This is a genomic window from Peribacillus suis, assembly GCF_059384845.1.
Genome location: NZ_CM182019.1, coordinates 1,739,630 through 1,762,903 on the forward strand (window position 1 = coordinate 1,739,630; position 23,274 = coordinate 1,762,903).

The window sequence follows — 23,274 nt, forward strand, 5'->3', positions numbered from 1 at the left end:
ACTCCTTTTATTTTACAGGTATGGCATGTGAAATTTTATTTTCTTGCATGCCTAAGTCAATGACATTGTCTGTGCTTTTGATGGAAAGACGTAAAACATCGCCATCTTGCAAGTATCCATTGTCTTTTTGCGTATCGATAAAATAAGAGATTTTATCTTCATGAGGAATTGTATTATCAGAAATATATTGGATGATATTTGCATTTAGACGTAAGCATACGCCACCAGGCGTTCCTGTAAGCACAAGGTCTCCTGTTTTCAAATTGAAGATTTCGGACATTTCACTTAATGTTTCTGTTGGTTTGAAAAGTAATTGATCCGTTATTACATGTTGGCGGGTTTTCCCGTTTACTTCTAAGTGAAGAACAAGTTGATCTAGGTATTGAATCTCATCTTCTTCTAATAAATAAATGTACGGCCCTACTGGACAAAAACCTCGATAGCTTTTTCCTTTGAACCATTGTTGTTCTACAATTTGCACGTCTCGTGCAGACATATCATTGGCGATAACAAGGCCAGCAATGTAGTCTTTCAGATTATCCCCTGTAATCGTGGTTTGTTCTGTGATGTCTTTATTTATGATCAGACCAAGCTCAATCTCATAGTCCAATAATTTCACATGTGCAGGACAGAGTATATCAGCCGTTGCGGATGTTAATGTGCTAGACGCTTTTGTGAACAATAAATTGTACGGAGGCTTTTGTTTTGTAAAACCTGCTTCTTCGCGGTGTACGCTGTAGTTGGTTCCTTGACAAAAGATATTAGCATCTTCAGTGACTGGTGAAAGTAAAGTGATATCTTCATTAGTAACGATTTTTCCATTTGTTTTTGCATGTTGAATGGCTTCATACCCGTTAGTTAATAATTTGTTTAATGATTCGGCCTCATGTTCAATGATTCGAATGGCTTCTTCTAAAACACCCCAATGTATTTCAGATTCATATTCAAAACGTAATAATTTAATGCCCATATTAATATCCTCCTTAAAGTTATTACACTTATTGTAATGGTTAAGCTTTACATGGGACTAGAATAAGATTTATTGAAATCTAGAGTGAAATTAAATTTAAAAATGAAATTTGGTCTTGACATGTATTGAATCCAATAAAATATATTTGTTTTATGTCAATCCAATTCAAAAAGTTCAAGTCGATGGTGAGTGCGTGGGAGGAATTGGTGTTAGCGGAGGACATTACACGCATGATATGCAGGTTTGTGAGGCTATTCAAAAGACTTATATAAGGTTCTAATACTTATGCTTAAACTATAAATGAAAAAAATTCCATTGTCTATATTCATATGTTAGATTATATAACATACATTTTAATGTTTTATTGGAAATGGCTTGAAAATAGAGGATGAACTATGGTTAAATTAAATAATAGTATGTAAATGTTATATTTTATCCCAGTGTTATTGAAAGAAGTTTTCTATAAGATTATGAGTAGAAGATTATTTGGGAGATAGGTTTTCTTGAAATGTATATTTCTTGATTGAATTTATCAACGGGGCGGTATGTACAGGGGGTGGGATAACAAAAAAACTTGAATAATTAGAATTATTATTCATGATAAAGAATCAGCATGTCAGATAGTGTTGCATACTCCAATGATAAGGTGTTTTTATATGGACAAAACTACAATTGAAGAGCTCTGCCAGTCATATACTGATCTTTCAGGCTCAGATATTCAGATTGTTGCTAGCATAGCGAATACGCTACCTCTTTATGCTGAACTTAGTAATAAGTGTATATTTATTGATTGTATGACGAAATCTAGCAAACGGGCAATTGTTGTAGCCGAAGCTTTTCCGAGGACCCAGGAAGCAGTTTATAAAAAGTCCGTTGTAGGGGAATTCGTCTATGAAGTATTTGAGCCAGGCGTTCATTATAGTTTTAGTACTGGGAAAAAGTCAAATCGGAATCGAGCTATTACACAAGAAGGTAAAATTGTTGAACAAAGTGCGGTGCCCATACGTAATGATAATCATGAAGTGATTGCTATAATGATTATGGAAGAGGAACTTGCTGGTACTTTTAATAACCTGAATGAGCCGTCTGATATTTCATTTGGATCAAAAGCGCTCGGGAATCTTATGTCCGAAACTATTGATGATTATCCGATTGTACCAGATCTGTTGATGGAAATTTTTCTCGTTACAGACGCTGATCAACGTCTTGTATATGCTAATGCTGCCGGAGTTAGATTTATAAATGAAATGAGCCAAGCGGATCGCATTCAAAATGAGGAAATTTTAACATTGCTTCCTTTTTTAGATGAAGTTCTAGATAATCAAGAAGAAGTTATTGTTTCTGAGTTGACGGTGTTGTCAAAGAACATCGAAGTGAAAAAGGTGAAGCTGCACAGTAAAACAAATGAGCTGAAGGGTATTTTGATGATCATTCAGGATTTGACAGAACTGCGCACGAAAGAAAAAGAACTGATGATGAAGTCTGTTGTCATTAAGGAGATTCATCACCGAGTCAAAAATAATTTACAGACTGTTGCAAGTCTTTTACGGTTACAGATGCGCCAAGTATATCCACCTGAAAACAAAATCCATTTTGAGGAAACATTAAACCGGATTTTCAGTATTTCTTCCGTTTATGAATTGATCTTGGCCAATGAAAACGTGGATGAAGACGATGTTGACCTAATTGAATTAACGAAGAAGATTAGCTCATCAATGGTACGTAATGGGCTTCATAATAAAATAGGTTTGAATATTGAGTCCAATGGCAACAGAGTATTAACATCTTCCAGAAAAGCTGTTTCGGTTTCTTTGATTGTCAATGAACTTGTACAAAATTCATTGAAGCACGCATTTCCAGGAGAGTTATCCGGCATGATCCATATCGAGTTTTTTTCTCGTAAGAAGTTTGTTGAACTGCATATCCGCGACAACGGCGTCGGGATGTCAGAGGTTTCCTATTCGCTCGGGCTTGAAATTGTTCATAATCTCGTTGTGAATGATCTTGAGGGAGAATTCACGTATAAGACAGTTCAAAGTGGTACACATGCCACGATTAAGTTCCCACTGAGCCAGGAGGTAATGATTCATCATGAAAAAACGGATTCTAATTGCTGAAGATGAATCGATTATTCGAATGGATTTAAAAATGATGCTTCAGGATAATGGTTTTCAAGTGGTAGGAGAGGCTGGAGACGGAGACAGGGCGATTGAACTTGCTTTTGAGATGAAGCCAGACCTCATATTAATGGATATAAAAATGCCAAAAATGAATGGTTTGCAAGCAAGTAACATCATTGGTCGCCAACTTGATTTGCCAATTCTTCTTATTACAGCATATAGCCAACAGGAGTTCGTGGAGAAATCCAAACAGGATAATATTCTCGGGTACCTCGTAAAACCGATATCGGAATCAAATTTAATTCCTGCTATCACAGTAGCTCTTCATCAGGCTGACAAAGCAAAGGCGCTAAAGCAGTCAATTCAGTCAGCACAGGATGAAGTTCAAAAGCGAAAGCTAATTGAACGTGCGAAAGGTTTACTGATGGAGAGAAATAAGCTCTCTGAACAGGAAGCTTATACCTCCCTTCGAAGGGAGAGTATGTCCCGTCAGCTGACAATGGAGTCAATTGCACAGGAAACTATTCTAAAGTATTCCAATTAACAAGTACATAAGAAATTACTAAGCAAAGGCGCTTAAAGACTCACTTCTTTAAAGCGTCTTTTTGTTCTTGATAAGAGGCTAATATTTGTAAGAGATAAGAGAATATAGAATTGGATGATATTAATTATCAAGAAAACTGGAGGAAATATATATGGAGTTAATCGGGACGAGTGTAATATATGTTATCATGGCTTGTGCTCTTGTGGGAGCCATTGCCGCTATAAAAAACCCGGATCAAGGGCTCGGAAAAGAGTTCATGGACGGTATCCATACAGTAGGTCATATTTTTGTTCCGGCTGCTGGGATCATGGCATCCATTCCGTATTTGACGATTTTTATTGATAAACTCGTCGGACCATTTTTTAATCTTCTTGGTGCTGATCCGGCGATTGCAGCCACAGCCATTCTGGCATCTGACATGGGCGGATATCAACTGGCAAATGCATTGAAGGGATCATATGAAGGCTGGATCATGGCATTGATCGTTGGCTATATGGCCGGAGCCACCATTGTCTTCTCGATTCCGATGGGATTAGCGATGCTTGATAAACGAGATCATAAGTATATGGCACTTGGAATTATGTCAGGCGTATTGACGATTCCGATTGGCGCGTTAATTTCTAGTGTATTGGTCGTTTTATTTAATACAGACATCCGTACAGAAATCAGTACAACAGCTGATTCAACACATGAATTCGCACTGGCATATGGGCAGATTTTCCTCAATTTATTGCCTCTGCTCCTATTCGTGGTCGCTATAGCAGCCGGACTTAAATTTTTTCCGCGGATGATGATCAGTGGTTTTATGATTTTTGGGCGAGCGCTGGATGCATTAATTAAACTGGTGCTTGTTTTCTCGATTATTGAAATTTTCACAGGAATCTTTTCGACGGTTTTCGGAGGGTGGGGTTTCCATCCGATCATGGCTGATGAAAAAGATCAGTTCCGTGCCCTTGAAACAGCAGGTTATATCGGTATCATGCTTGCCGGAGCCTTCCCAATGGTATATTTACTCCGTAAATATGCAGCAAGACCGCTTGAATTAGGCGGCCGTAAACTTGGTTTATCTTCTACTGGAAGTGCTGGGATTTTGGCAACAGTAGCAAACATTCTAGCAATGTTCCAGCTCATTCGATACATGCCACCTAAAGACAAAGTTATCAATATCTCATTTGCGGTATGTGCAGCTTTTTTGCTAGGAGATCATTTATCGTTTACCGCTAACTTTCAGCCAAATCTAATTTTGCCGGTTCTTGCCGGAAAGTTCCTTGCTGGAGTATGTGCCATTGCCTTCGCTTTTTGGCTATCCGTACCAACTGCATTAAAACTCGAAGAACAGGACCGTAAGGAAGGTATAATTAAAAAAGGAGAGTATCTTAAAGAAGAGAATATTGAATTTCTCGATGAGAAGAAAGCTTAACGCTTATCTTTTTAAACAGCTGAGAATAACAAAAATGGTATGTCTGCTATAATCTTTACATTTAATAGAATATTTGATATATTGACACTAATAAAAAGTGAATGTTTCTGGCAAAGGCGCCTTTACAGTTCGACGAAAAATCGTCGGTTTTGTAAAGGCGCCTTTTTTACGAGGAAAGCGGGTGTCTAGATGGCCGGATTTCATTTAAAACAAGATACAATCATTAGCGCCGGTATAGATATCGGCACGAGCACAACCAAAATTATTATCAGTCGCTTTTCACTAATGAATACCGCCGGGAGTACAGATGTCCCACGCGTTGAAATTGTCGGTAAAGAAATTTTATACAAAAGTCCTATTTTTCGAACACCACTTAAAGATGCTTGGACCATTGATGTTTCTAGCGTGGAAAAAATCATACGGTCGCAATATGAGGAGGCAGGTATACATCCATCAGATATCGAAACAGGAGCCGTCATCATAACCGGTGAAGCCGCGACAAAACGAAATGCAAGCGAAATCGTTCATCACCTATCAGGTGAAGCGGGTGACTTTCTCGTGGCAACAGCTGGATCAGATCTAGAAGGTATCATCGCGGCGAAAGGTTCCGGTGCATATGACTATTCGGTGAAAACGGGAAAAGTGACAGCTAACATCGACATCGGTGGTGGTACAGCGAATATCGCTGTCTTTAAACGGGAGGAATTGCTGGGTACGTGTACATTGCATATTGGAGGAAGGCTCATTGAATTTTGTGATGGGTTGATCACATCGATTTCACCTCCTGTACAGAAGTTAATTCAACAGGAAGGATGGACTCTTAAAGTGGGGGATTCAATGCATCACCCTGATATTGATAAAGTGACGGAATTTATGACCGAGTCGATTTCGCGTATTCTAGCAAACGAACCAGTTTTAAAAGACGAAGTGCTCCTCCTTGGCCATCTGCCCAATTGGGAAACGAAGGTTGAAGATGTTATCTTTTCTGGTGGCATTTCTGAATGCATGTATAAGAAGGATTCTTCAAAACCCTCTGACATCTTGTACAGTGATATTGGAGTTAAGCTGGCAACGGCCTTGTTAAACAGTGGAGAACTTACTAAATGGAACAGGATCGATCCCAATGAGACTGTGCGGGCGACGGTAATCGGTGCTGGAACCCAAACGACCGAAATAAGCGGCGCAACGATTCAGGTTGCTTCAGATGAGCTACCCCTGAAAAATATGCCTGTATACAAATTCTCGTTTAAAGCTGGGTTTAAAAGCGGGCTTTCAAAATTCAAAGAGTCTTTTATAGAAGCGATAGAGGTATATGATTCATTTCAGGAAGGTCAAAATTTCGTCATTTATCTAGCGGATTTGCCATATATGAGCTTTAAAGATATTCAAGCATTGGCAAAAGGAATTATAAAAGTGATGGATATGCGTCATGATCCGGAACAGCCGATGGTAATTGTTTTACAAACCGATCACGCCAAAGTGCTTGGCCAGACATTGCACGCGATGAATGCCCGGCAAAGTGTCATTTGCATTGATCAGTTAAATGTCGAACATGGAAATTATATGGACATTGGTCGTCCTCGGCAATCCGAAGTTGTGCCTGTTGTCGTCAAAACATTAACGTTTCATTCATCATAAAGGAGACAGATAGAGTATGAAGTTAAAAACGATGCTTGGTGGTAAAGTATATCAATTCACTAGTTTAAAAGAAGTATTTGCAAAAGCAAATGAAGAAAAATCTGGGGACCGTCTTGCGGGGCTGGCAGCGGAAAATGTGCAAGAACGCATCGCCGCTAAAACAGTTATCAGTGACATTACGCTTGCTGATATTCGGAATCATCCATTTCTGCCTACTGATCAGGATGAAGTATCCGCCATTATTGAAGGCGACGTAAATGAAAAGGTTTATTCGCAAGTGAAGAATTGGAGTATTGCAGAATTACGGGAATACATTTTAAGCAATGAAACTGGAGACAGAGAGCTGAAGCGGCTTAGTAAAGGACTGAATAGTGAAATGATTGCAGCAGTCACAAAGCTCATGTCGAATCTAGACCTCGTCCATGCGGGAAACAAAATGGAGATTTTAACGACCTGTAATATTACCATCGGTCAAAAAGGTACTCTATCATCAAGGCTTCAGCCGAACCATCCGACCGACAATGTGGAAGGGATGCTTGCATCGCTTAAAGACGGTCTCTCGTATGGAATTGGTGATGCGCTAATTGGCATTAATCCAGTCAATGATTCTGTTGAAAGTGTGAAGCGACTTCTACACGCGACTAATGATTTTATACAAGAATGGAAGATTCCAACACAAAACTGTGTGCTTGCCCATATAAGTACGCAGATGAAAGCCATTCGACAAGGAGCGCCAGCGGATATGATTTTCCAAAGTATCGCAGGAACAGAAGCTGCAAACCGATCATTTGGCATTTCTGCTGAGCTGATTGCAGAAGCTAATGAGTTAGCAAAAAGAGAGGGAACGGGTACGGGGCCACAGCATATGTACTTTGAAACGGGTCAAGGCTCTGAATTATCTGCAGAAGCGCATTTTGGCATTGACCAACTAACGCTTGAATCACGCAATTATGGCTTTGCCCGCCACTATGATCCGTATATCGTCAACACTGTCGTCGGTTTTATTGGTCCAGAGTATTTATATAATAGTAAGCAGGTTATCCGTGCTGGTCTGGAAGATCACTTTATGGGTAAAATGCATGGCCTTCCTATGGGAGTAGACATTTGCTACACGAACCATATAAAAGCCGATCAAAATGACATTGAAGACCTAGGCGTTTTACTGACGGCAGCAGGTGTGAACTTCATAATAGCCACGCCAATGGGTGATGACTGCATGCTAAATTATCAATCTATGAGCTATCATGACGTAGCTACATTAAACCAGTTATTCGGGAAAACACCGGCACCGATTTTTCTTGAGTGGTTAGAGAAAATGGGGATCTATGAAAACGGACGCCTTGGCCCAAATGCGGGTGACATTTCTTTATTTTCGTAAAAAGGGGGAACTTAATCTTGGGAAATGAACAGCAGTTGAATCATATTAAGGGTCCAGACCCAAAAAATACTGAGTTGGTGAAGGAACTACAAAGGCAAACACCGGCACGCATTGCAGTAGGTCGGGCAGGATCAAGACCAAAAACGAGTACTTGGCTTCAATTTCGATTTGATCATGCAGCAGCAGTTGATGCTGTATACGGAGAAGTACCGGACGAGTTGCTAAAGGAACTAAATTTATTTCAAGTTCAGACACGAGTCAAGGATAAAGAAGAATACATACGCCGTCCAGATCTTGGTCGGAGATTGTCCGATGAAGCAATAGAGATCATTAAAAAGAAATGCAAGTCTTTACCTAGCGTGCAAATTGTCGTCTCTAATGGGTTGAGTGCAAAAGCAATTGAGGAGAACGTGGAAGATGTATATTTATCACTCGTTCAGTCATTAGGATATTTAGGTATTCAGACCGGGACGCCTTTTTATGTCGATAAAGGCCGTGTTGCCCTAATGGATGAAATCGGAGAAATACTTCAGCCGGATGTCCTGATTTTACTGATTGGTGAACGGCCGGGACTTGTTTCAGCTGAGTCGCTCAGCGCGTATTTATGCTATAAACCGCGTATCGGGACGATAGAATCAGAACGGATGGTCGTCTCGAATATTCATAAAGGTGGCATTCCCCCTGTTGAAGCAGGTGCCTATCTTGGAACGCTTATTCAAAAAATTCTAAAATACGAAGCGAGCGGCGTTTCACTCGTGAAAAAGGAGGGCTAAAAAAGGCAGTACATGAAAAATTCATGGAGTTGCGAGCTATTCAATTCATCTCAAATGTCTATAAAATAACTTGCAGAGATACTGTATATAAGCCATTAGCAAAGCTTTAAAGTTATTTTAATATCAAATATGCAGTGGAGATGAAGCAATCGAAATAAGCGAATGGTTGAAATAATAATAAACAAACTTTAGTTTGTTAGTGTCTATAGAGAAGCTATAGAGGGTAGTTCCCCTTCAGGTCTTCATAGAAAGAACCTAAATCCGTAATCTAATAAGGGTTTAGGTCTTTTTTGCATCAAAATGTAATTCTGAATTTTTGATTTTTCACCTAAACGTCAACTATCTTGAACATCAAAAGGTTCGAAGTTAAATTTCTTCACCAAAGTGTAAATCAAAAAAATGAAACAGAAGCACCTGAAAATTAGCTTCCTTTCTCCTAAGGGTTTGTACCTGGACATTTTATAAAGTATTCGATGGTTCCCAATTCATTTCCTTTAACATGATGCATCGTAAAGGTATTTTGAATATTTTGTTTCATTGCATGACATCGGTCCCTTTGGTACACTATGCAGAAGTGCTTAGCACTTTTTTGTTAGCATAATTGAGTTGTATGTTCTTTACATAAATTAAGAGCGTACTAGTAAGAGATTGGAGCTCTTTAAAGAATTGGGAAAGTAAAGTTTACAAAATCTCTATAAAATATTTTAAAAATTAATAGTGTTACTAATAATGAAAAATCATTCAATCCCTCATGAAGGATCGTGAGGGCTAGGCTAGTTTGTCTGGACTTTTTTTGGAGATACTCTATTAGTAATAATAGTAGGAGGAAGTAATGAATAACTACAAATTGACCATTCAATATGATGGTGGACGCTATCAGGGTTGGCAACGACTTGGCGATAGTGAAAATACGATTCAGGGAAAAATAGAAAGTGTGTTAACGGAAATGGTAGGAGAACCCATTGAAATCATTGGGTGTAGCAGGACCGATTCGGGTGTACACGCGTTTTCACAAATAGCCAATTTTAAGATGAGTTTGAATATGACTGAAACTGAAGTCATGAATTATTTGAATAGGTATTTACCACGGGATATCAGTATTGTGGAAGTTACATTGGTTCCTGAACGTTTTCATGCCCGTTATAATGTGAAGGATAAGACCTACTTGTATAAGATCTGGAACGAACCCTATACAAATCCGTTCATGCGAAAATACAGTATGCATGTTGAGGAAAACCTCAATATTCCAAGCATGATAGAAGGTAGTCAATACTTTATAGGCAGTCACGATTTTACGGCTTATTCGAATGCAAAGTCAAAGAAGAAGTCCATGGTCCGTGAAATATATTCTATTGATATAGAAGAAGTTGACGGCTTCATTGAAATTAGAGTGCGAGGTAATGGTTTCCTTTATAATATGGTTAGAAAGATTGTGGGAACGTTAATAGAAGTCGGATTGAATGAAATAGATGCTAAAAATATCCCAAGTATCATCGAGTCGAAAGAAAGAATCCAAACGGGCCGTATGGCAGACCCAGCTGGGTTGTACTTGGAAACGGTCGAGTTTTAAAACAGAACCAACAATATGGTTACACTTAAAAAAACCAACTGAAATAGAAGTTGGTTTTTTTTGAGTTATTTATTCATTTACTCTCTTCAATTGGAGATTATATCTCAAAGTTTCTTCGTCTGAATATAGTTTATATCCAAGACTATCACTGTAGCTAAGAAATACTTTATTAGGTAAATGCTTTTTGGATTCACTTGATATTAATATAGGCACTCCATCGATTATGAATTTCTCATCTTCTTTTGTTTGGTTATCAATTTTCAGTTCGTGTTCCACATAAATGGAACAGCTTCCAAGATAGATGGCTTCGATTCGTATCCCTTCGTTCTTTTTATAGTCCACTTTTCTTAATTGTTCTACTGCTTCTTTTTTTAGCTCAATATGCATTTAACAACACTCCAGTTGAAAATTATTTATCATGAATATCAATACAAAGAAAATTATAAAGACTGGTTAAACATTCTATTCATTCATATACCCAATTGTTTATAAACTAATGTGTCCATTAAATGTTAAATGAAGAGATATCTTATGTAAAAGCTGCCTAGATAAAATCCCCCTAGTTACCCATTAAAAAAAGGGCTAAAGAGTAAGTGGCAAAATAGTAGAGGCTGACAATTCTACTCTTTGGAGGATGTTAGCCTTCTACCTTCAGAATGAAAGGGGTTCATATACTTTAAAATATGAAAGAGCTATGTGTTATATGATAAAAGTAATGCTATAATAGGGTACTCAAGTAGATTGGGTAGCCTTTTACCTACATTGAAAGGGAATTATCCGAAACTTCTTCCTTTGTTTAATTCGGAAACACTATCGGAGGTGTGTTAATATGAATAAAAAATGGACTATTGAAAATATCCGTGACTATGTCACGAAGAATTCCGATAGTGAATTACTTTCTACTGAATATCTTGGGTACTCTCAAAAACTACAGTTTAAATGTTCATGCGGAAATATCTTTGAAAAATCTTTCACTAAATTTAAAGGGAGCAATCAGAGAAGTTGTTCAGATTGTTCAGCTCCTAAACCTTCACGTTGAATTTTAGGGAATAAATCACTAAGGAATATTCAAATCCTGCCGTAACCAAATCGGAAAAGTCGTTCAACATGCTGAGAAATCAGTAGTTGAGCGACTTTTTTTATTAATTTTGACTGTTGAACATACAAGCCTCTCATTCGAAATCTTGTAGAATTCAGGCTATTATAGGGCTGCCAATTCGAGGCCTTTTGAATGTACAATCATATATTTTATCCAGGCTGGCAGTATTTTTATGAACACTTGCTAATACAATATTAAAGGTATTTTATTTATGCATGATATTGGGGGCATAGTATGAATTGGAATGAAAACTCACAAGGTTCAAATATGGGAACAGCTACAGGAATGTTTGTTGCACGGTCTTTAGATGAAATTCGCTTTTGGTCTAGAATTATGAAGGAACACTCTTTATTTCTTAGATTGGGTTTTAGATGTGACGATACACAGTTAATTGAAGAAGCAAATCAGTATTATCAATTGTTTGAAAAAGTTGAGCAACAATCACATTCTTTTACAAATCAAACCGATCCAGAACAAATTAAAAGGTTTAATTCGGAAGTTCAACAGGCTGCGACAGGTATATTTGCCTTTAAGAGGAAAGTGTTAGGACTGATACTAACCGGTCAATTACCAGGAGCAAACAATTTCCCGCTTTTAGTGGACCATACAAGTCGAGAAGCAAATTATTTTAGAAAACGGTTAATTGAATTAAATGAAGGGAAGTTGAAACCACTTCCTGATGCAATAATCAAAGAGAATGTTTTTTTCTTAAGAATTATGGCCGATCATGCCAAATTCATTGGACATCTCCTTGATCCATCGGAAAGAAAGCTTGTGGATATGGCAAGGGAGTTTAGCAATGATTTTGATCAATTGTTGTTTCAGGCTACAGACTTAGAGTCTATGAAACCACAATCAAAGACCGGTCCTCTTTTAGATCAGTTTCTTGATCAGAATAGGGTATCTGTAGTTTCGCTTCGAGATTTCAAGAAAACAGCTCGGGATCTAATTGAGGAATGTAAAATTAAGAGCATTATCCATCCTTTATTAGCAGACCATGTTTTCCGTGAAGCTGAAAGATTTCTTGAAATTATTGACATGTTCGAAGCACATCTTACAAAGTAATTAACTGCGAAAAGATTGATGAAGCAAGTGCTATAGTGTTACAGGTCAATGCTCTGGATCAAACATTGATTATTAATAATACAGTATGTTAACTAACGGAACCATCTTTGAATTATCTAAATCAAAAAGCAAAAATCTTAAATCCAATTAATTTAAAATAAAATTAGTTTGACACGTAGGGCTAGGGCTTCATATTAAAAAGGGATAGTCTCTCAACTTTGAGAGGCTATCCCTTTTTTTGCATAATTAAGATTTTTATTGAAGTCTATTAGCTTGGTCGGGCATTCAAAAATATTACATGCCCTTTGGTCGAACTTTCAGGTATCGTTGAAAGTAGATGTAGGGAAACCAATGTATAGATTGCCATCAAAGTGTAATCATTCATTGCTACTACTATAGTAAATCAGATTTATCTGGATAGATATAGGAAATAAAATGGTTGAGATGTGGGCATTTATAAGGAAGTATTATGTTTAATTCCATCATAGTTAAAGGGTGCCCGACAAGGACACCCACATAAACCCTTAAGAGGGCATACCTATAATAGCTTTCGGTTCTAGGAATTCCTCAATTCCATAATCACCCCATTCACGACCGATTCCTGACTGTTTGAAACCGCCGAATGGAGCAGAGAAGTCTGTTTTTGGATTGTTGACCGTGATTTGGCCGGCCCGAATGTTTGAAGCCACTTTGAACAATTCATCTGGATTTTGACCGAATACATACCCGGCTAAACCATATTTTGTGTCATTGGCTATTTCGATGGCTTCATCGATGGTTTCATAAGTCAGTATGGACATGACAGGTCCAAAGATTTCTTCTTGGGCAATGGTCATATCGTTTTTTACATTAGTGAAAACGGTGATTTTTGAGAAATATCCTTTATCGAGTCCATCTGGTTTTCCTGGCCCACCAGCGACAAGAGTAGCTCCTTCTTCTGTACCTTTATTTATATAAGACTGAACAGTTTCCCATTGCTCTTTAGAAACTTGTGGTCCCATGAAGGTATTTTTATCTTGTGGATCGCCTACGGGAAAATCAGGAAGTGATTCTTTGACGGCTTCAATGAATTCATCATGCATCGATTTTGGAATGATGGTCCGTGTTGCTGCTGTACAAACTTGTCCGGTATTCATCGCAACATTTAAAATGGCTGTTCGTGCCGCATCTTTAACATTTGCGTCTTTTAAAACAACTAACGGAGATTTCCCTCCAAGTTCAAGTGATACTTTCTTTATATCTTGAGCCGCATTTTCCATGATTTTCGTACCCACGGGACCAGAACCGGTAAAGGAAACGAAATCAATACCTGGATGAGAACTGATGGCGTCCCCAATGGTTGAGCCGGCCCCATTTACTAAATTGAATACCCCTTTAGGTAATCCGGCTTTATCAAAAATCTCTGCTAGGATGATTGCCGCAAATGGTGTCATGGCGGCAGGTTTTAGTACGACCGTACTACCTGCAGCAAATGCACTTGCTAGTTTGGTAGAGGGTTGATTTGTCGGGAAATTCCAGGGGGTAATAAGACCGGCAACGCCAATTGCTTCTTTTTTGATTAAGGTGTTTCCTCTTTGTTCAGTAAACTCGAAGGTTTTAAGGAGTTCAGCCGCTTTTTTAAAATGCTGTAAGCCCATCTCGTACTGAATCTGTTCACTACGAGTAATAGGAGAACCTAACTCTTCGGTTATAACTTTAACAAGATCATCTTTCCGGTTTTCATATTCTTTAGCAATATTCTCTAAAAGTTTAATTCTGTCTTCTATATCCATTCTAGAGAAGGAGGGGAAGGCAGCACGTGCTGCTTCAACTGCACGATCGACATCCTCTTTAGTACCAGCACTAATTTTCCCGATGACTTCTTCTGTAGCTGGGTTAATAACTTCAATCGTTTCTGTACTTGTGGAATCCACCCATTCACCATTAATATATTGTTGTATATAGTTATGCATTATTCCAGCTCCTTTTCTTCATTTATATTAGGTTTTTCCCCTGTATAATGAAGAGTAAACGTTATAATTACTTGTAACTGGATAGGATAGTTGAAAATGGGTTTAGGTACCAATTAATCTTAAATGATGTATCATATGGAAATTTAAATTTAAAATTCATAAACCTAAAATTATGTTTTCAAGCGGTGATAGGCAAGGTTTGATAGTTTTACTGCTTCCAATAAAATAGGGGGTGTGAAATACAAAAAAGACCTCAAAAAATTGAGGTCATTTCATCATTTCCCTTATATTAGTAGGGATCATCACTACTTCGGTTTTTAAATCGACCGGCCTAAATGTTTCATCGATACATTCTTTCCAATACTCTACATGTTTTTTATCTATCCAGTGATCTGAATCGTTCACTTCGAGACCATTATCACCTTGGACAGAGTACCAATATAGATATTCCTCACCATTTAGAATCTCTCTAAATATCGTTTCTACATACATCTTTTCACCTTCAAGCGTTATCAGCACATCATTCATATTTTCATTAAGAAACGTTAACCATTCATCTACTTGTTCTGATTTTCCTTCCTTCACTCTAAATCTTGTAAGTTCTACATTCATGCATATCCTCCATAAAATTTGATAACTTATCTACGTTACATATTTTATATAGTTTTGAAATAAATAACAATGTTCAGTTCTACAGTGTATGATTATATATAAGGAACGATAGTATCTATCCATATAGTGTGATTTGAAGTTTTAACCGATTCCTTTCATTTTAATAATATAATAATACGTAGTTTCGTTTTAAATGTATCTTTATAGAACCTATAAGCACTCTTATTCAAATATTAATCTAATTAAGATATGATTATAGTAAAATTACTGTATACCTGTATAAATTAAGAAAAGAAACTACTTTAATGATAAGGAGAGCTAAAATGCGTCGTTCACCTATAGATTATTTACGCATAGCAGGAATCTTGGATGGTATTTCATTACTGACGTTATTACTTATTGCTATGCCACTAAAATATTTTGCTGATTTACCGCTTGCAGTGACGATTAATGGTAGTATACACGGGGGTATTTTCCTCTTGTATATTGGAAGCATTCTATATGCAGCTATTCGCATCCAGTGGTCGATTAGTTGGTCACTTGCCGCTGTATTTGTCGCTTTTATTCCATTTGGGAATTTTATCTTTGACGTTTATTTAAAAAAAGTGAAAGATCGCTACCCTGTTAAGCCTTTCCGAATGTCATGGATTATCTATAGCATTATATTCTTTTCATTTATAGACTTATTTGCTCAGCTTCCGGTCATGAGTACATTTGCGAAGTCAGTAGGGGCGAGTGCATTTATTGCAGGCATTGTGGTCGGTTTATATTCTTTTACGAACTCATTTGGCAATATCGCATCGGGAATATTAACGGATAAAATTGGTCCACTCTCGATGATGTTATTTGGACTGGCCGCTACGAGTGCATCATTATTTTCTTATCATTTCGTTGATGACCCTCTGACTTTGCTTATTGTTCGATCTCTACACGGCTTTTTGGGTGGCCTAATTGTACCCGCTGCATTTACGCTCCTAGCGAATACAACTGCGCATGATAAACAGGGGAGTAAGAGTGCGGTAACTGGATCATTCGTGGGGATTGCTGCCATTATAGGACCTGCTTTCAGTGGAATAATGGCGAGTAAAACATCCGTTCCGAATGTCTTCACCGTAATAGGCGCACTCGGTGTCTTATTACTTGTTTGCTCTTTTTTATTACGTCAAGTACACGTCAAGAAGCAAGAGAGAGAAGCGTCGCATTTCTCATTCAAGTGGAACCGGGATGTACAAAAAGCATTTATGGGTGCGTTCTTTTTGATGTTTTCCCAAGGGGCATTGGCTTATTTGCTGCCTTTGCATGTAGAAGCACTTGGCTATAGTTCCCGGATGTCCGGTACACTAATGAGCATGTTTGGAATTGTAGCGGTTTTCCTATTTATTTTACCGACAAATCGAGTGTTTAACCGGGTAGATCCTGTGTATACAATGCTTATTGGTGTGGCTGTTTTAGCCATTAGCCAAATGCTGATTGGGCAAATGACGACGACGTTGACATTATATCTTGTAATGATTCTATACGGGATTGGATTCTCAAGTTTATTCCCGTCTATTAATACACTCTTGATACAATCCACGACGCCTGAAACACGTGGACAGGCTTATGGATATTTTTATGCATTTTTCTCTATCGGTGTGGTTGTCGGTTCATCGGTTCTTGGTTTTTTACGGATTGGTATCGCTGGAGGGTTTATGCTCACGGGTGTAGTGCTCACAGGATTTTTTATAGTTGTCCTTTTCGATATTCGAAAAAGGGTAAAGAGCAAGAAAATTTCTGATTTTAGTATGAAATGATTAATGAAAAAGGAATGCAGGATTGTTTTACGTACTTTAGCTTATGACCTGTATTTCTATTGATGCTTCTAGACTTGTTCATTTTTTCGTGTGAATCTGATAAACTTGTAGCACTTATAGATTGAAAGGTGTAGGTATTATGATTAAGGAATTTAGGGAGTTTATTGCTAAAGGCAACGTACTTGATCTGGCTATTGCAGTAGTGATGGGGGCGGCATTTGGAAAAATCGTTTCGTCACTAGTTGAAAATATTATCATGCCGATTGTTGGGATTTTACTAGGGGGAATCAATCTTTCTTCACTGTCCATAACGGTGGGAAGTGCGGTCATTCAATATGGATCGTTTATTCAAGCCGTGATTGATTTCTTGATTATTGCGTTTGCTATTTTCATATTTATGAAGTTGGCAAATTCTATTTTTAGAAAAAAAGAGCAAGAAGAGGTCGTGGTGGAAGCACCAGCAACTGAACAATATTTAAAGGATATCCGTGACCTTTTGCAAAAAAATGTACGCGAGGATGACAGGAGATGAATCTCTTCATTTTCTGAGCACGGTAAGGTTATATAGAAAATAAATAGAATGATAAAGAACATGTCTGGAACAGTTTCGTTCCAGACATGTTCTTTATTTGTGTTCATAGAGGTTTCGGGTTTAAGAAATTATAGACGGTAATCACTTCAATCTTCTGGTCTGATTATTAAGCATCAGGAATAATCGTTACGGCGATTGCCCGAACGGGAGCATCTATTTCATCGCTTACAACCTGATAGTATTTAGTTATTAATTCATTTAATTCGTTTTGAAATAGCGTAAAGTTTTCCTCATCCATCTTTAATTCTACTAAAGAAAAGGTAGCGCCATCCTCTAGTTGTTTTTTTTCTTCTAGTTTTTTAAGATAACTTTGATATTGAGTCAGCAATGATAATTGATAATAGGAAAAATAATCAAGCTTCTTTTCACTAGAAACATTTTTCCATTCTTCCACACTAAGTCTGGCCTCGATTTCATTGAGTGCATAATATTTTTCGGAAACGGATTTAACCTTCTTTTCTTTAATCACTCGGATAACATCAGAATCTAGCATGGTCTGTATATGTCTATATAGGGTCGCTTGCGGAACGTTTTTAATGATCTTGACCATTTCCAATGGGGTTAATCCATTGTCTTTATTCCTCATCAACACCTGTGCAATTTTCATTCTTACGGGATGCATTAAAACGTCTACTTTATCAATCATTATATTCTCCTTGTATATTAACTTATGAATTATCTCATTCTTATTATAAATAATGAGAATGAGTATTGCAATTTATTCCTTTTGAGGTTAGCATTGTCATTATCAATAACGATAATGAGATTGGAAAATTGAAAGGAGTGTTGGAAATGAAATTGCATTATGGATTAGATGATTTTAAAGAGATTGATATCATGGCCATTCTGCCCATCATATTACCGGTTATCGCAATAGGTATCCTATTGGTTTCGATTGCATTACTTGATTTATATAAACATAGAAAGACAAGAGAGAACGTTCTCATTTGGACATTGATTATTTTGTTTGTTAATACATTTGGACCCATTTTGTACTTTGTATTAGGACGAAAGGATATGGAGAAACCATGAAATTAGAAATCAAGAATGTGACGAAAGCATTTAAAGGAAAAATCGCTGTAAATCATTTTTCGATGGAATTGCAATCGGGGGAATGTGTCGGGTTAATCGGGCCTAATGGTGCTGGTAAATCAACTTTGATTAAAGTGATTTCTGATATTATCGATCCAAATAAAGGTGAAGTCTTGTTGAATGGTATAAAAATATCAAAAATGAAAAAGAAGATTGGTTACTTACCACAGTACCCTAACTTTTTTCATTGGATGTCAGCGAATGAGACCCTTACGTTTATGGGAAAACTTTCAGGTTTGAATAAAAAAGAATTATCACATGCGATACCGGATATTTTGGGGAAAGTCGGCCTAATTGGCGAAGGAAACTCAAAGGTTGGTACATTCTCAGGAGGAATGAAACAACGACTTGGGATCGCACAAGCATTACTGCACAAGCCTTCGCTTATTGTCATGGATGAACCGGTATCCGCATTAGATCCCATCGGCCGAAGAGAAGTGTTAAACCTGATTGAGGAAATCAAAAAGGAGACAACCATTTTATTATCAACCCATATTTTGAGTGACGCGGAAGAAATATGCGAACGATTTGTCATTATAAAAAATGGCACAAAAATTGAAGATACGACAAATACCGAATTAATAAACCGCCACAGTGAAAATAAGGTCTATATCGAAATTGCAGCAAAAGATCAAATGTGGATTGATGTTGTAAAGAAATTACCCTATGTGAATGGAGTAGAGGTCATCGGACATAAAGTGAAAATAAACGTTGAAAATATAGAGGAAAACAAAAAGATGATACTGGAGAATGCAATCGCGCATGATGTGGACATCGTTAAATTCGAAATCCATCATGACACATTAGAAGAAATCTTCTTGAAACTGGTGGTACAGAAATGAATAACTTTCTTGTATTGGTAAAAAAGGAATTTGTTCAAATGATCCGCGAGTATAAAGTGGTTTGGCTACCGATTGTCTTTATTTTCCTTGGAGCTACACAGCCGGTGATCACTTATTACTTGCCATCCATTTTGGAAGCAATTGGAGGTGGTCAGGGAATTACCATTGACCCGAACCTGGCCAATCAAAAAGGAGGGGAAGTATTAGCTAGTACGTTAGGATCTCAATTTGATCAACTTGGGCTTATGGTACTTGTCATTTCAATGATGGGAATTATTCAATCAGACAAGGAAAATGGGATGCTATCCTTTATTTTAACACGGCCTGTGTCTGTTATTTCATATATCACTGGAAAGCTTGCTTCCTATTATCTGATAGCGGCTTTTAGTGTAGCCATTGGATACCTCACTTCATTTTTATACGTGAATTTTCTGTTTACAGATGTTCCATTTTCACAGATGATAAGTGGATTATTATTTTACCTTGTTTGGATTCTTTTCATTGTTGCCTTTACCACCATGATTAGTACAATTTTTTCGAGTCAAGGGATAATTGCATTGATTTCTATTGTAGTCCTAATAGGTTGTAGATTGATCGTCGGTTTGAGTCCACTAATTGACCAGTTTAATCCTGCTAGTATGAGTATACATGCCATGGAAACGCTAATCGTGGAATCAGTAAATTCTAACGTGCTAGGAAATCTGCTTGTTACTCTACTTTGGATTTTCCTGACACTCTTTGTCATGATTTATTGGATTGACAAAAAAAAGTTTAATCATTAATAAATACGGATTAATCTGCAATTAAGATTGACTAATAATGAGAGGTTCTTAAAGTAACATCCTATATACGTTCTATCTCTGTTTTTTTAATACCTAATACTCTGGGAGTTGTTTTCCTGGAGTTTTTTTATTTGTTCTTTTTTGAAATAGGCTCTGTTAAAGGTTGATGTTGAAAATTGATTAGTTTCAAAAAAAGTGGTTATACTAAGAACTAACATTCTTATTTGGAGGGTTCAAAAATGAGTAAAGCGTTTAGCAATTTATTAAAACATATCGATAAATTATCGCATACAGATAAAGAACGAGTGTTTCAATGGGTGAAACGCTATGTTGAACCTTCCTCAACTGTTGATGGTCGCTTAATCGATGAAATGCGAGAAGTTCGTTTTAAAGAAGGTTTTGAATGTCCTCATTGCACTTCAGAGCATATTAATCGATTTGGTAAAGTTAATGGTCGCCAACGATATCGCTGCAAGGCTTGTCGTAAAACGTTTATGGATACTACAAATACAATTCTTTATCGCACTCGAAAAAGTAATGAATGGATTACTTTTGTTGAATGTATGTTTAAAGGCTACTCATTGAGAAAATCAGCAGAAATTGTGGGCGTTACTTGGGTTACATTATTCTATTGGAGACATAAGTTGTTATCAGCTCTAAAACAAATGGAATTTGAACAATTTGATGGTATCGTTGAAGTAGACGAGACTTATTTTTTGTATTCTCAAAAAGGTCAACGTGGTATTAGTGAACGTAAACCGCGTAAGCGAGGCGGTAAATCAACACTAAGAGGGATTAGCAAGGATCAAGTATGTGTTCTAGTTGCTAGAGATCGAACAAAAGCAACGATTTCAAAGGTAGCCTGTCTTGGACGTGTTGTGAAAAGTAAAGTTGACAGTATGATAGGATCTAAACTAACACCAAATAATGTACTAGTAACAGATGCTTGGAGAGCTTATAAAACATATGCAAATGAAAAAGGGATAGAACACTACCGCATTAAATCTGATGATGGAAAGTATGTTATAAAAGGCTTGTATCACATACAAAATGTAAACGGACTCCATTCACGTTTGAAACATTGGATATATCGTTTTAAAGGTGTAGCGTCTAAATACCTCGATAATTACCTAGCTTGGTTCTTATTCGTAGATGCTCATAGTAATGAAAGTACAAAACATAATATCAAAGAATTTCTATTAACATCCTTTATTTTTGAAATGACAGAAACCTATCAAAGTTTACGTTTATCAAAATTTAAACTGTAATGCTCATTTAACTATTAGGGCTTTTACCCGACCGCGAGGACTTACAGTGTAACGATTTCGGAACTAAAATTATCTTAGAAATGAAACTTTTGTACATCCTAAATCGTACTAAATTATAGATATAGTATTGATGAAGATTGGAGGGAATAAGATGCAACTGATAATTCCGAAATGTATAAAGTGTAATACGGAAATTAAAGGTGATGAAGAAGTATTTGTACAACTTAAATATCCGAAAAGAAAAGGGTTTACTGAAATCAAAGCTTATTTAAATCTTGAGGGCAAGTTTATCTGCAAAGAATGTTCAACTAAGATTAACGTGTAAATATTTACAAATAAAAATTTTATTCCACGATTGATATAACAACAAAAAAATACAAAGTAGAACAATATAACTTTCCCAAATTAAAGTTTGGGGACAGTCCAAAAAGGCACAAACGTTGGTAAATTACCAGGTTTTCGTGCCTTTTCTTGTGAACATTCCCTAATGTAATAAATCCATATTTTTGTTACTGTACCCAAAATGGGGAACTACAATAAATCAGATTCCCCAAAAACAACAATTAAATTTAACAGAGCCTTGAAATAAAAAAAATTATTTTTAATAGTACTATGGAATTATTCAGGTGTATAGATGGGATCAAAGTCAGAAGGGTGAAGAAGTAACGGATAGCTCATACCAAGAATCATTTATGAAAATGGGGTCATTAAGGATTTAAACGTTCAGGAAAAAATACCCATTAAAATGGGTGATGTTTTCCATATCTCAACATTTCATAATGTTAGGTAATCTAACAAGTATATTGTGTAATTGAAAAACAAATGATACAATTTAGAAAATTCCGAAATGTGAAACTGACATTCCGAATTTCGGAATTGTATTAATTGGCTTACAAACTATCAATCTATGAGAAGCGTAATGGAATTATCGTTGAAATGGAGGAATAATCATGCATACAGTTGATTTGAATTGTGATTTAGGAGAAAGCTTTGGAGCCTATCGAATGGGAAATGATGAAGAAATTTTAAATTACGTTACTTCAGTGAATGTTGCGTGCGGCTTTCACGCTGGTGACCCATCAGTTATGAGAAAAACAGTTCAGCTAGCTTTAGAAAAAGATGTGAAAATTGGTGCCCATCCTGGTTTACAAGATTTAATGGGATTTGGGCGACGGAATATTAATATTTCCCCCCAGGAAGCTTATGATATTGTGGTGTATCAAATAGGTGCATTGAATGGTTTCTTACAATCCGAAGGAGGCCTGATGCAACATGTCAAACCACACGGGGCACTCTATAATATGGCGGCTCAAAACAAAAATCTGTCACTTGCCATTGCAGAAGCCGTATATAAAATTAATCCAGAATTTATATTATTCGGTTTGTCGGGAAGTGAATTGATTCGCGCTGGTCAATCTATTGGTTTACAGACTGCTAGTGAAGTGTTTGCTGATCGTACGTATCAAGATGATGGCTCATTGACATCTCGAAGGGAAAAGAATGCATTAATTGAAAGCGACGATGAAGCTGTAGCTCAAGTGATTAAAATGGTTAAGGAAGGAAAGGTCTTGTCCCAGCAAGGAACGGAAGTAGCAATAAAGGCAGATACGATTTGTATACATGGAGATGGAACTCACGCTTTAAGTTTTGCGAGTCATGTTAAAAAATCGTTGAATTTGTCTGAAATTACTGTTAGTTCGTTCGCTTAATAACAAACATCTAGGAGGTAGATTCTATTGGAGCCAATCAAAAATACATCGGTAC

General features: G+C 37.0%; 22 protein-coding genes and 1 pseudogene. 18 read left to right on the plus strand and 5 right to left on the minus strand.

The window, feature by feature from the left end; genetic code table 11:
• Positions 1-7: 7 nt before the first annotated feature.
• The gene (locus tag AC503W_RS08565) at positions 8-970 is read right to left on the minus strand and encodes a fumarylacetoacetate hydrolase family protein (protein WP_494916842.1); all 963 of its coding nucleotides are present in this window, start codon (positions 968-970) and stop codon (positions 8-10) included.
• Positions 971-1,115: 145 nt separating this feature from the next.
• Between AC503W_RS08565 and AC503W_RS08570 the strand changes: the two genes are divergently transcribed.
• From AC503W_RS08570 to truA, 8 genes and pseudogenes are all read left to right on the plus strand, one after another.
• Positions 1,116-1,250 (plus strand): heme-binding protein, encoded by a 135-nt coding sequence (locus AC503W_RS08570; protein ID WP_494917312.1) that lies wholly within the window; start codon positions 1,116-1,118, stop codon positions 1,248-1,250.
• Between the two features lie 376 nt (positions 1,251-1,626).
• Complete coding sequence (locus AC503W_RS08575) at positions 1,627-3,087, plus strand: sensor histidine kinase (protein WP_494916843.1); 1,461 nt, start codon at positions 1,627-1,629, stop codon at positions 3,085-3,087.
• Positions 3,062-3,634, plus strand: coding sequence for an ANTAR domain-containing response regulator (locus AC503W_RS08580; protein ID WP_494916844.1), 573 nt, complete (start codon positions 3,062-3,064; stop codon positions 3,632-3,634). Before AC503W_RS08575 ends, AC503W_RS08580 begins: the two co-directional genes overlap by 26 nt.
• Positions 3,635-3,785: 151 nt before the next feature.
• Entirely contained in the window at positions 3,786-5,054 is a 1,269-nt protein-coding gene (gene eutH / locus AC503W_RS08585; protein WP_494916845.1) for an ethanolamine utilization protein EutH, read from the plus strand.
• Between the two features lie 189 nt (positions 5,055-5,243).
• The gene (locus AC503W_RS08590; protein ID WP_494916847.1) at positions 5,244-6,692 is read left to right on the plus strand and encodes an ethanolamine ammonia-lyase reactivating factor EutA; all 1,449 of its coding nucleotides are present in this window, start codon (positions 5,244-5,246) and stop codon (positions 6,690-6,692) included.
• A gap of 16 nt (positions 6,693-6,708) precedes the next feature.
• Positions 6,709-8,070, plus strand: a complete 1,362-nt coding sequence (locus AC503W_RS08595) for an ethanolamine ammonia-lyase subunit EutB (protein ID WP_494916849.1) — start codon at positions 6,709-6,711, stop codon at positions 8,068-8,070.
• A 26-nt stretch (positions 8,071-8,096) separates the two neighbouring features.
• Positions 8,097-8,843, plus strand: a pseudogene (eutC, locus tag AC503W_RS08600) (ethanolamine ammonia-lyase subunit EutC); the annotation flags it as partial.
• An 832-nt stretch (positions 8,844-9,675) separates the two neighbouring features.
• Positions 9,676-10,413, plus strand: coding sequence for a tRNA pseudouridine(38-40) synthase TruA (gene truA, locus AC503W_RS08605; protein WP_494916851.1), 738 nt, complete (start codon positions 9,676-9,678; stop codon positions 10,411-10,413).
• Positions 10,414-10,482: 69 nt separating this feature from the next.
• Here the strand turns inward: truA and AC503W_RS08610 are convergent, their stop codons facing one another.
• Positions 10,483-10,800 (minus strand): iron-sulfur cluster biosynthesis family protein, encoded by a 318-nt coding sequence (locus tag AC503W_RS08610; protein WP_402872438.1) that lies wholly within the window; start codon positions 10,798-10,800, stop codon positions 10,483-10,485.
• Positions 10,801-11,242: 442 nt separating this feature from the next.
• Between AC503W_RS08610 and AC503W_RS08615 the strand changes: the two genes are divergently transcribed.
• Both AC503W_RS08615 and AC503W_RS08620 read left to right on the plus strand, forming a co-directional pair.
• Entirely contained in the window at positions 11,243-11,452 is a 210-nt protein-coding gene (locus AC503W_RS08615; protein ID WP_402872441.1) for a hypothetical protein, read from the plus strand.
• A 294-nt stretch (positions 11,453-11,746) separates the two neighbouring features.
• Positions 11,747-12,577, plus strand: coding sequence for a DUF2935 domain-containing protein (locus tag AC503W_RS08620; RefSeq protein WP_402872444.1), 831 nt, complete (start codon positions 11,747-11,749; stop codon positions 12,575-12,577).
• A 524-nt stretch (positions 12,578-13,101) separates the two neighbouring features.
• Here the strand turns inward: AC503W_RS08620 and AC503W_RS08625 are convergent.
• Both AC503W_RS08625 and AC503W_RS08630 read right to left on the minus strand, forming a co-directional pair.
• Positions 13,102-14,529, minus strand: a complete 1,428-nt coding sequence (locus AC503W_RS08625; protein ID WP_494916854.1) for an aldehyde dehydrogenase family protein — start codon at positions 14,527-14,529, stop codon at positions 13,102-13,104.
• A gap of 267 nt (positions 14,530-14,796) precedes the next feature.
• On the minus strand, positions 14,797-15,141 hold the full coding sequence (locus AC503W_RS08630; RefSeq protein ID WP_402872450.1) for a DUF6176 family protein: 345 nt from the start codon (positions 15,139-15,141) through the stop codon (positions 14,797-14,799).
• Between the two features lie 323 nt (positions 15,142-15,464).
• Between AC503W_RS08630 and AC503W_RS08635 the strand changes: the two genes are divergently transcribed.
• Complete coding sequence (locus tag AC503W_RS08635) at positions 15,465-16,934, plus strand: MFS transporter (protein ID WP_494916856.1); 1,470 nt, start codon at positions 15,465-15,467, stop codon at positions 16,932-16,934.
• 139 nt (positions 16,935-17,073) lie between these two features.
• Positions 17,074-17,466, plus strand: coding sequence for a large conductance mechanosensitive channel protein MscL (mscL, locus tag AC503W_RS08640; RefSeq protein WP_402959683.1), 393 nt, complete (start codon positions 17,074-17,076; stop codon positions 17,464-17,466).
• A gap of 166 nt (positions 17,467-17,632) precedes the next feature.
• Here the strand turns inward: mscL and AC503W_RS08645 are convergent, their stop codons facing one another.
• Positions 17,633-18,172, minus strand: a complete 540-nt coding sequence (locus tag AC503W_RS08645) for a helix-turn-helix domain-containing protein (protein ID WP_494916859.1) — start codon at positions 18,170-18,172, stop codon at positions 17,633-17,635.
• A 146-nt stretch (positions 18,173-18,318) separates the two neighbouring features.
• Between AC503W_RS08645 and AC503W_RS08650 the strand changes: the two genes are divergently transcribed.
• The 6 genes from AC503W_RS08650 (at position 18,319) to pxpA (ending at position 23,219) form a co-directional block, all read left to right on the plus strand.
• On the plus strand, positions 18,319-18,558 hold the full coding sequence (locus tag AC503W_RS08650) for a PLD nuclease N-terminal domain-containing protein (protein WP_402989670.1): 240 nt from the start codon (positions 18,319-18,321) through the stop codon (positions 18,556-18,558).
• The gene (locus AC503W_RS08655; RefSeq protein ID WP_494916866.1) at positions 18,555-19,460 is read left to right on the plus strand and encodes an ABC transporter ATP-binding protein; all 906 of its coding nucleotides are present in this window, start codon (positions 18,555-18,557) and stop codon (positions 19,458-19,460) included. Before AC503W_RS08650 ends, AC503W_RS08655 begins: the two co-directional genes overlap by 4 nt.
• Positions 19,457-20,242, plus strand: coding sequence for an ABC transporter permease (locus AC503W_RS08660; RefSeq protein ID WP_494916868.1), 786 nt, complete (start codon positions 19,457-19,459; stop codon positions 20,240-20,242). Before AC503W_RS08655 ends, AC503W_RS08660 begins: the two co-directional genes overlap by 4 nt.
• A gap of 239 nt (positions 20,243-20,481) precedes the next feature.
• Positions 20,482-21,510 (plus strand): IS1595 family transposase, encoded by a 1,029-nt coding sequence (locus tag AC503W_RS08665; RefSeq protein WP_494916870.1) that lies wholly within the window; start codon positions 20,482-20,484, stop codon positions 21,508-21,510.
• Positions 21,511-21,661: 151 nt separating this feature from the next.
• Complete coding sequence (locus AC503W_RS08670; RefSeq protein WP_494916872.1) at positions 21,662-21,835, plus strand: Fe3+ hydroxamate ABC transporter substrate-binding protein; 174 nt, start codon at positions 21,662-21,664, stop codon at positions 21,833-21,835.
• A gap of 625 nt (positions 21,836-22,460) precedes the next feature.
• Entirely contained in the window at positions 22,461-23,219 is a 759-nt protein-coding gene (gene pxpA / locus AC503W_RS08675; protein WP_494916874.1) for a 5-oxoprolinase subunit PxpA, read from the plus strand.
• The last annotated feature ends 55 nt before the right edge of the window (positions 23,220-23,274 follow it).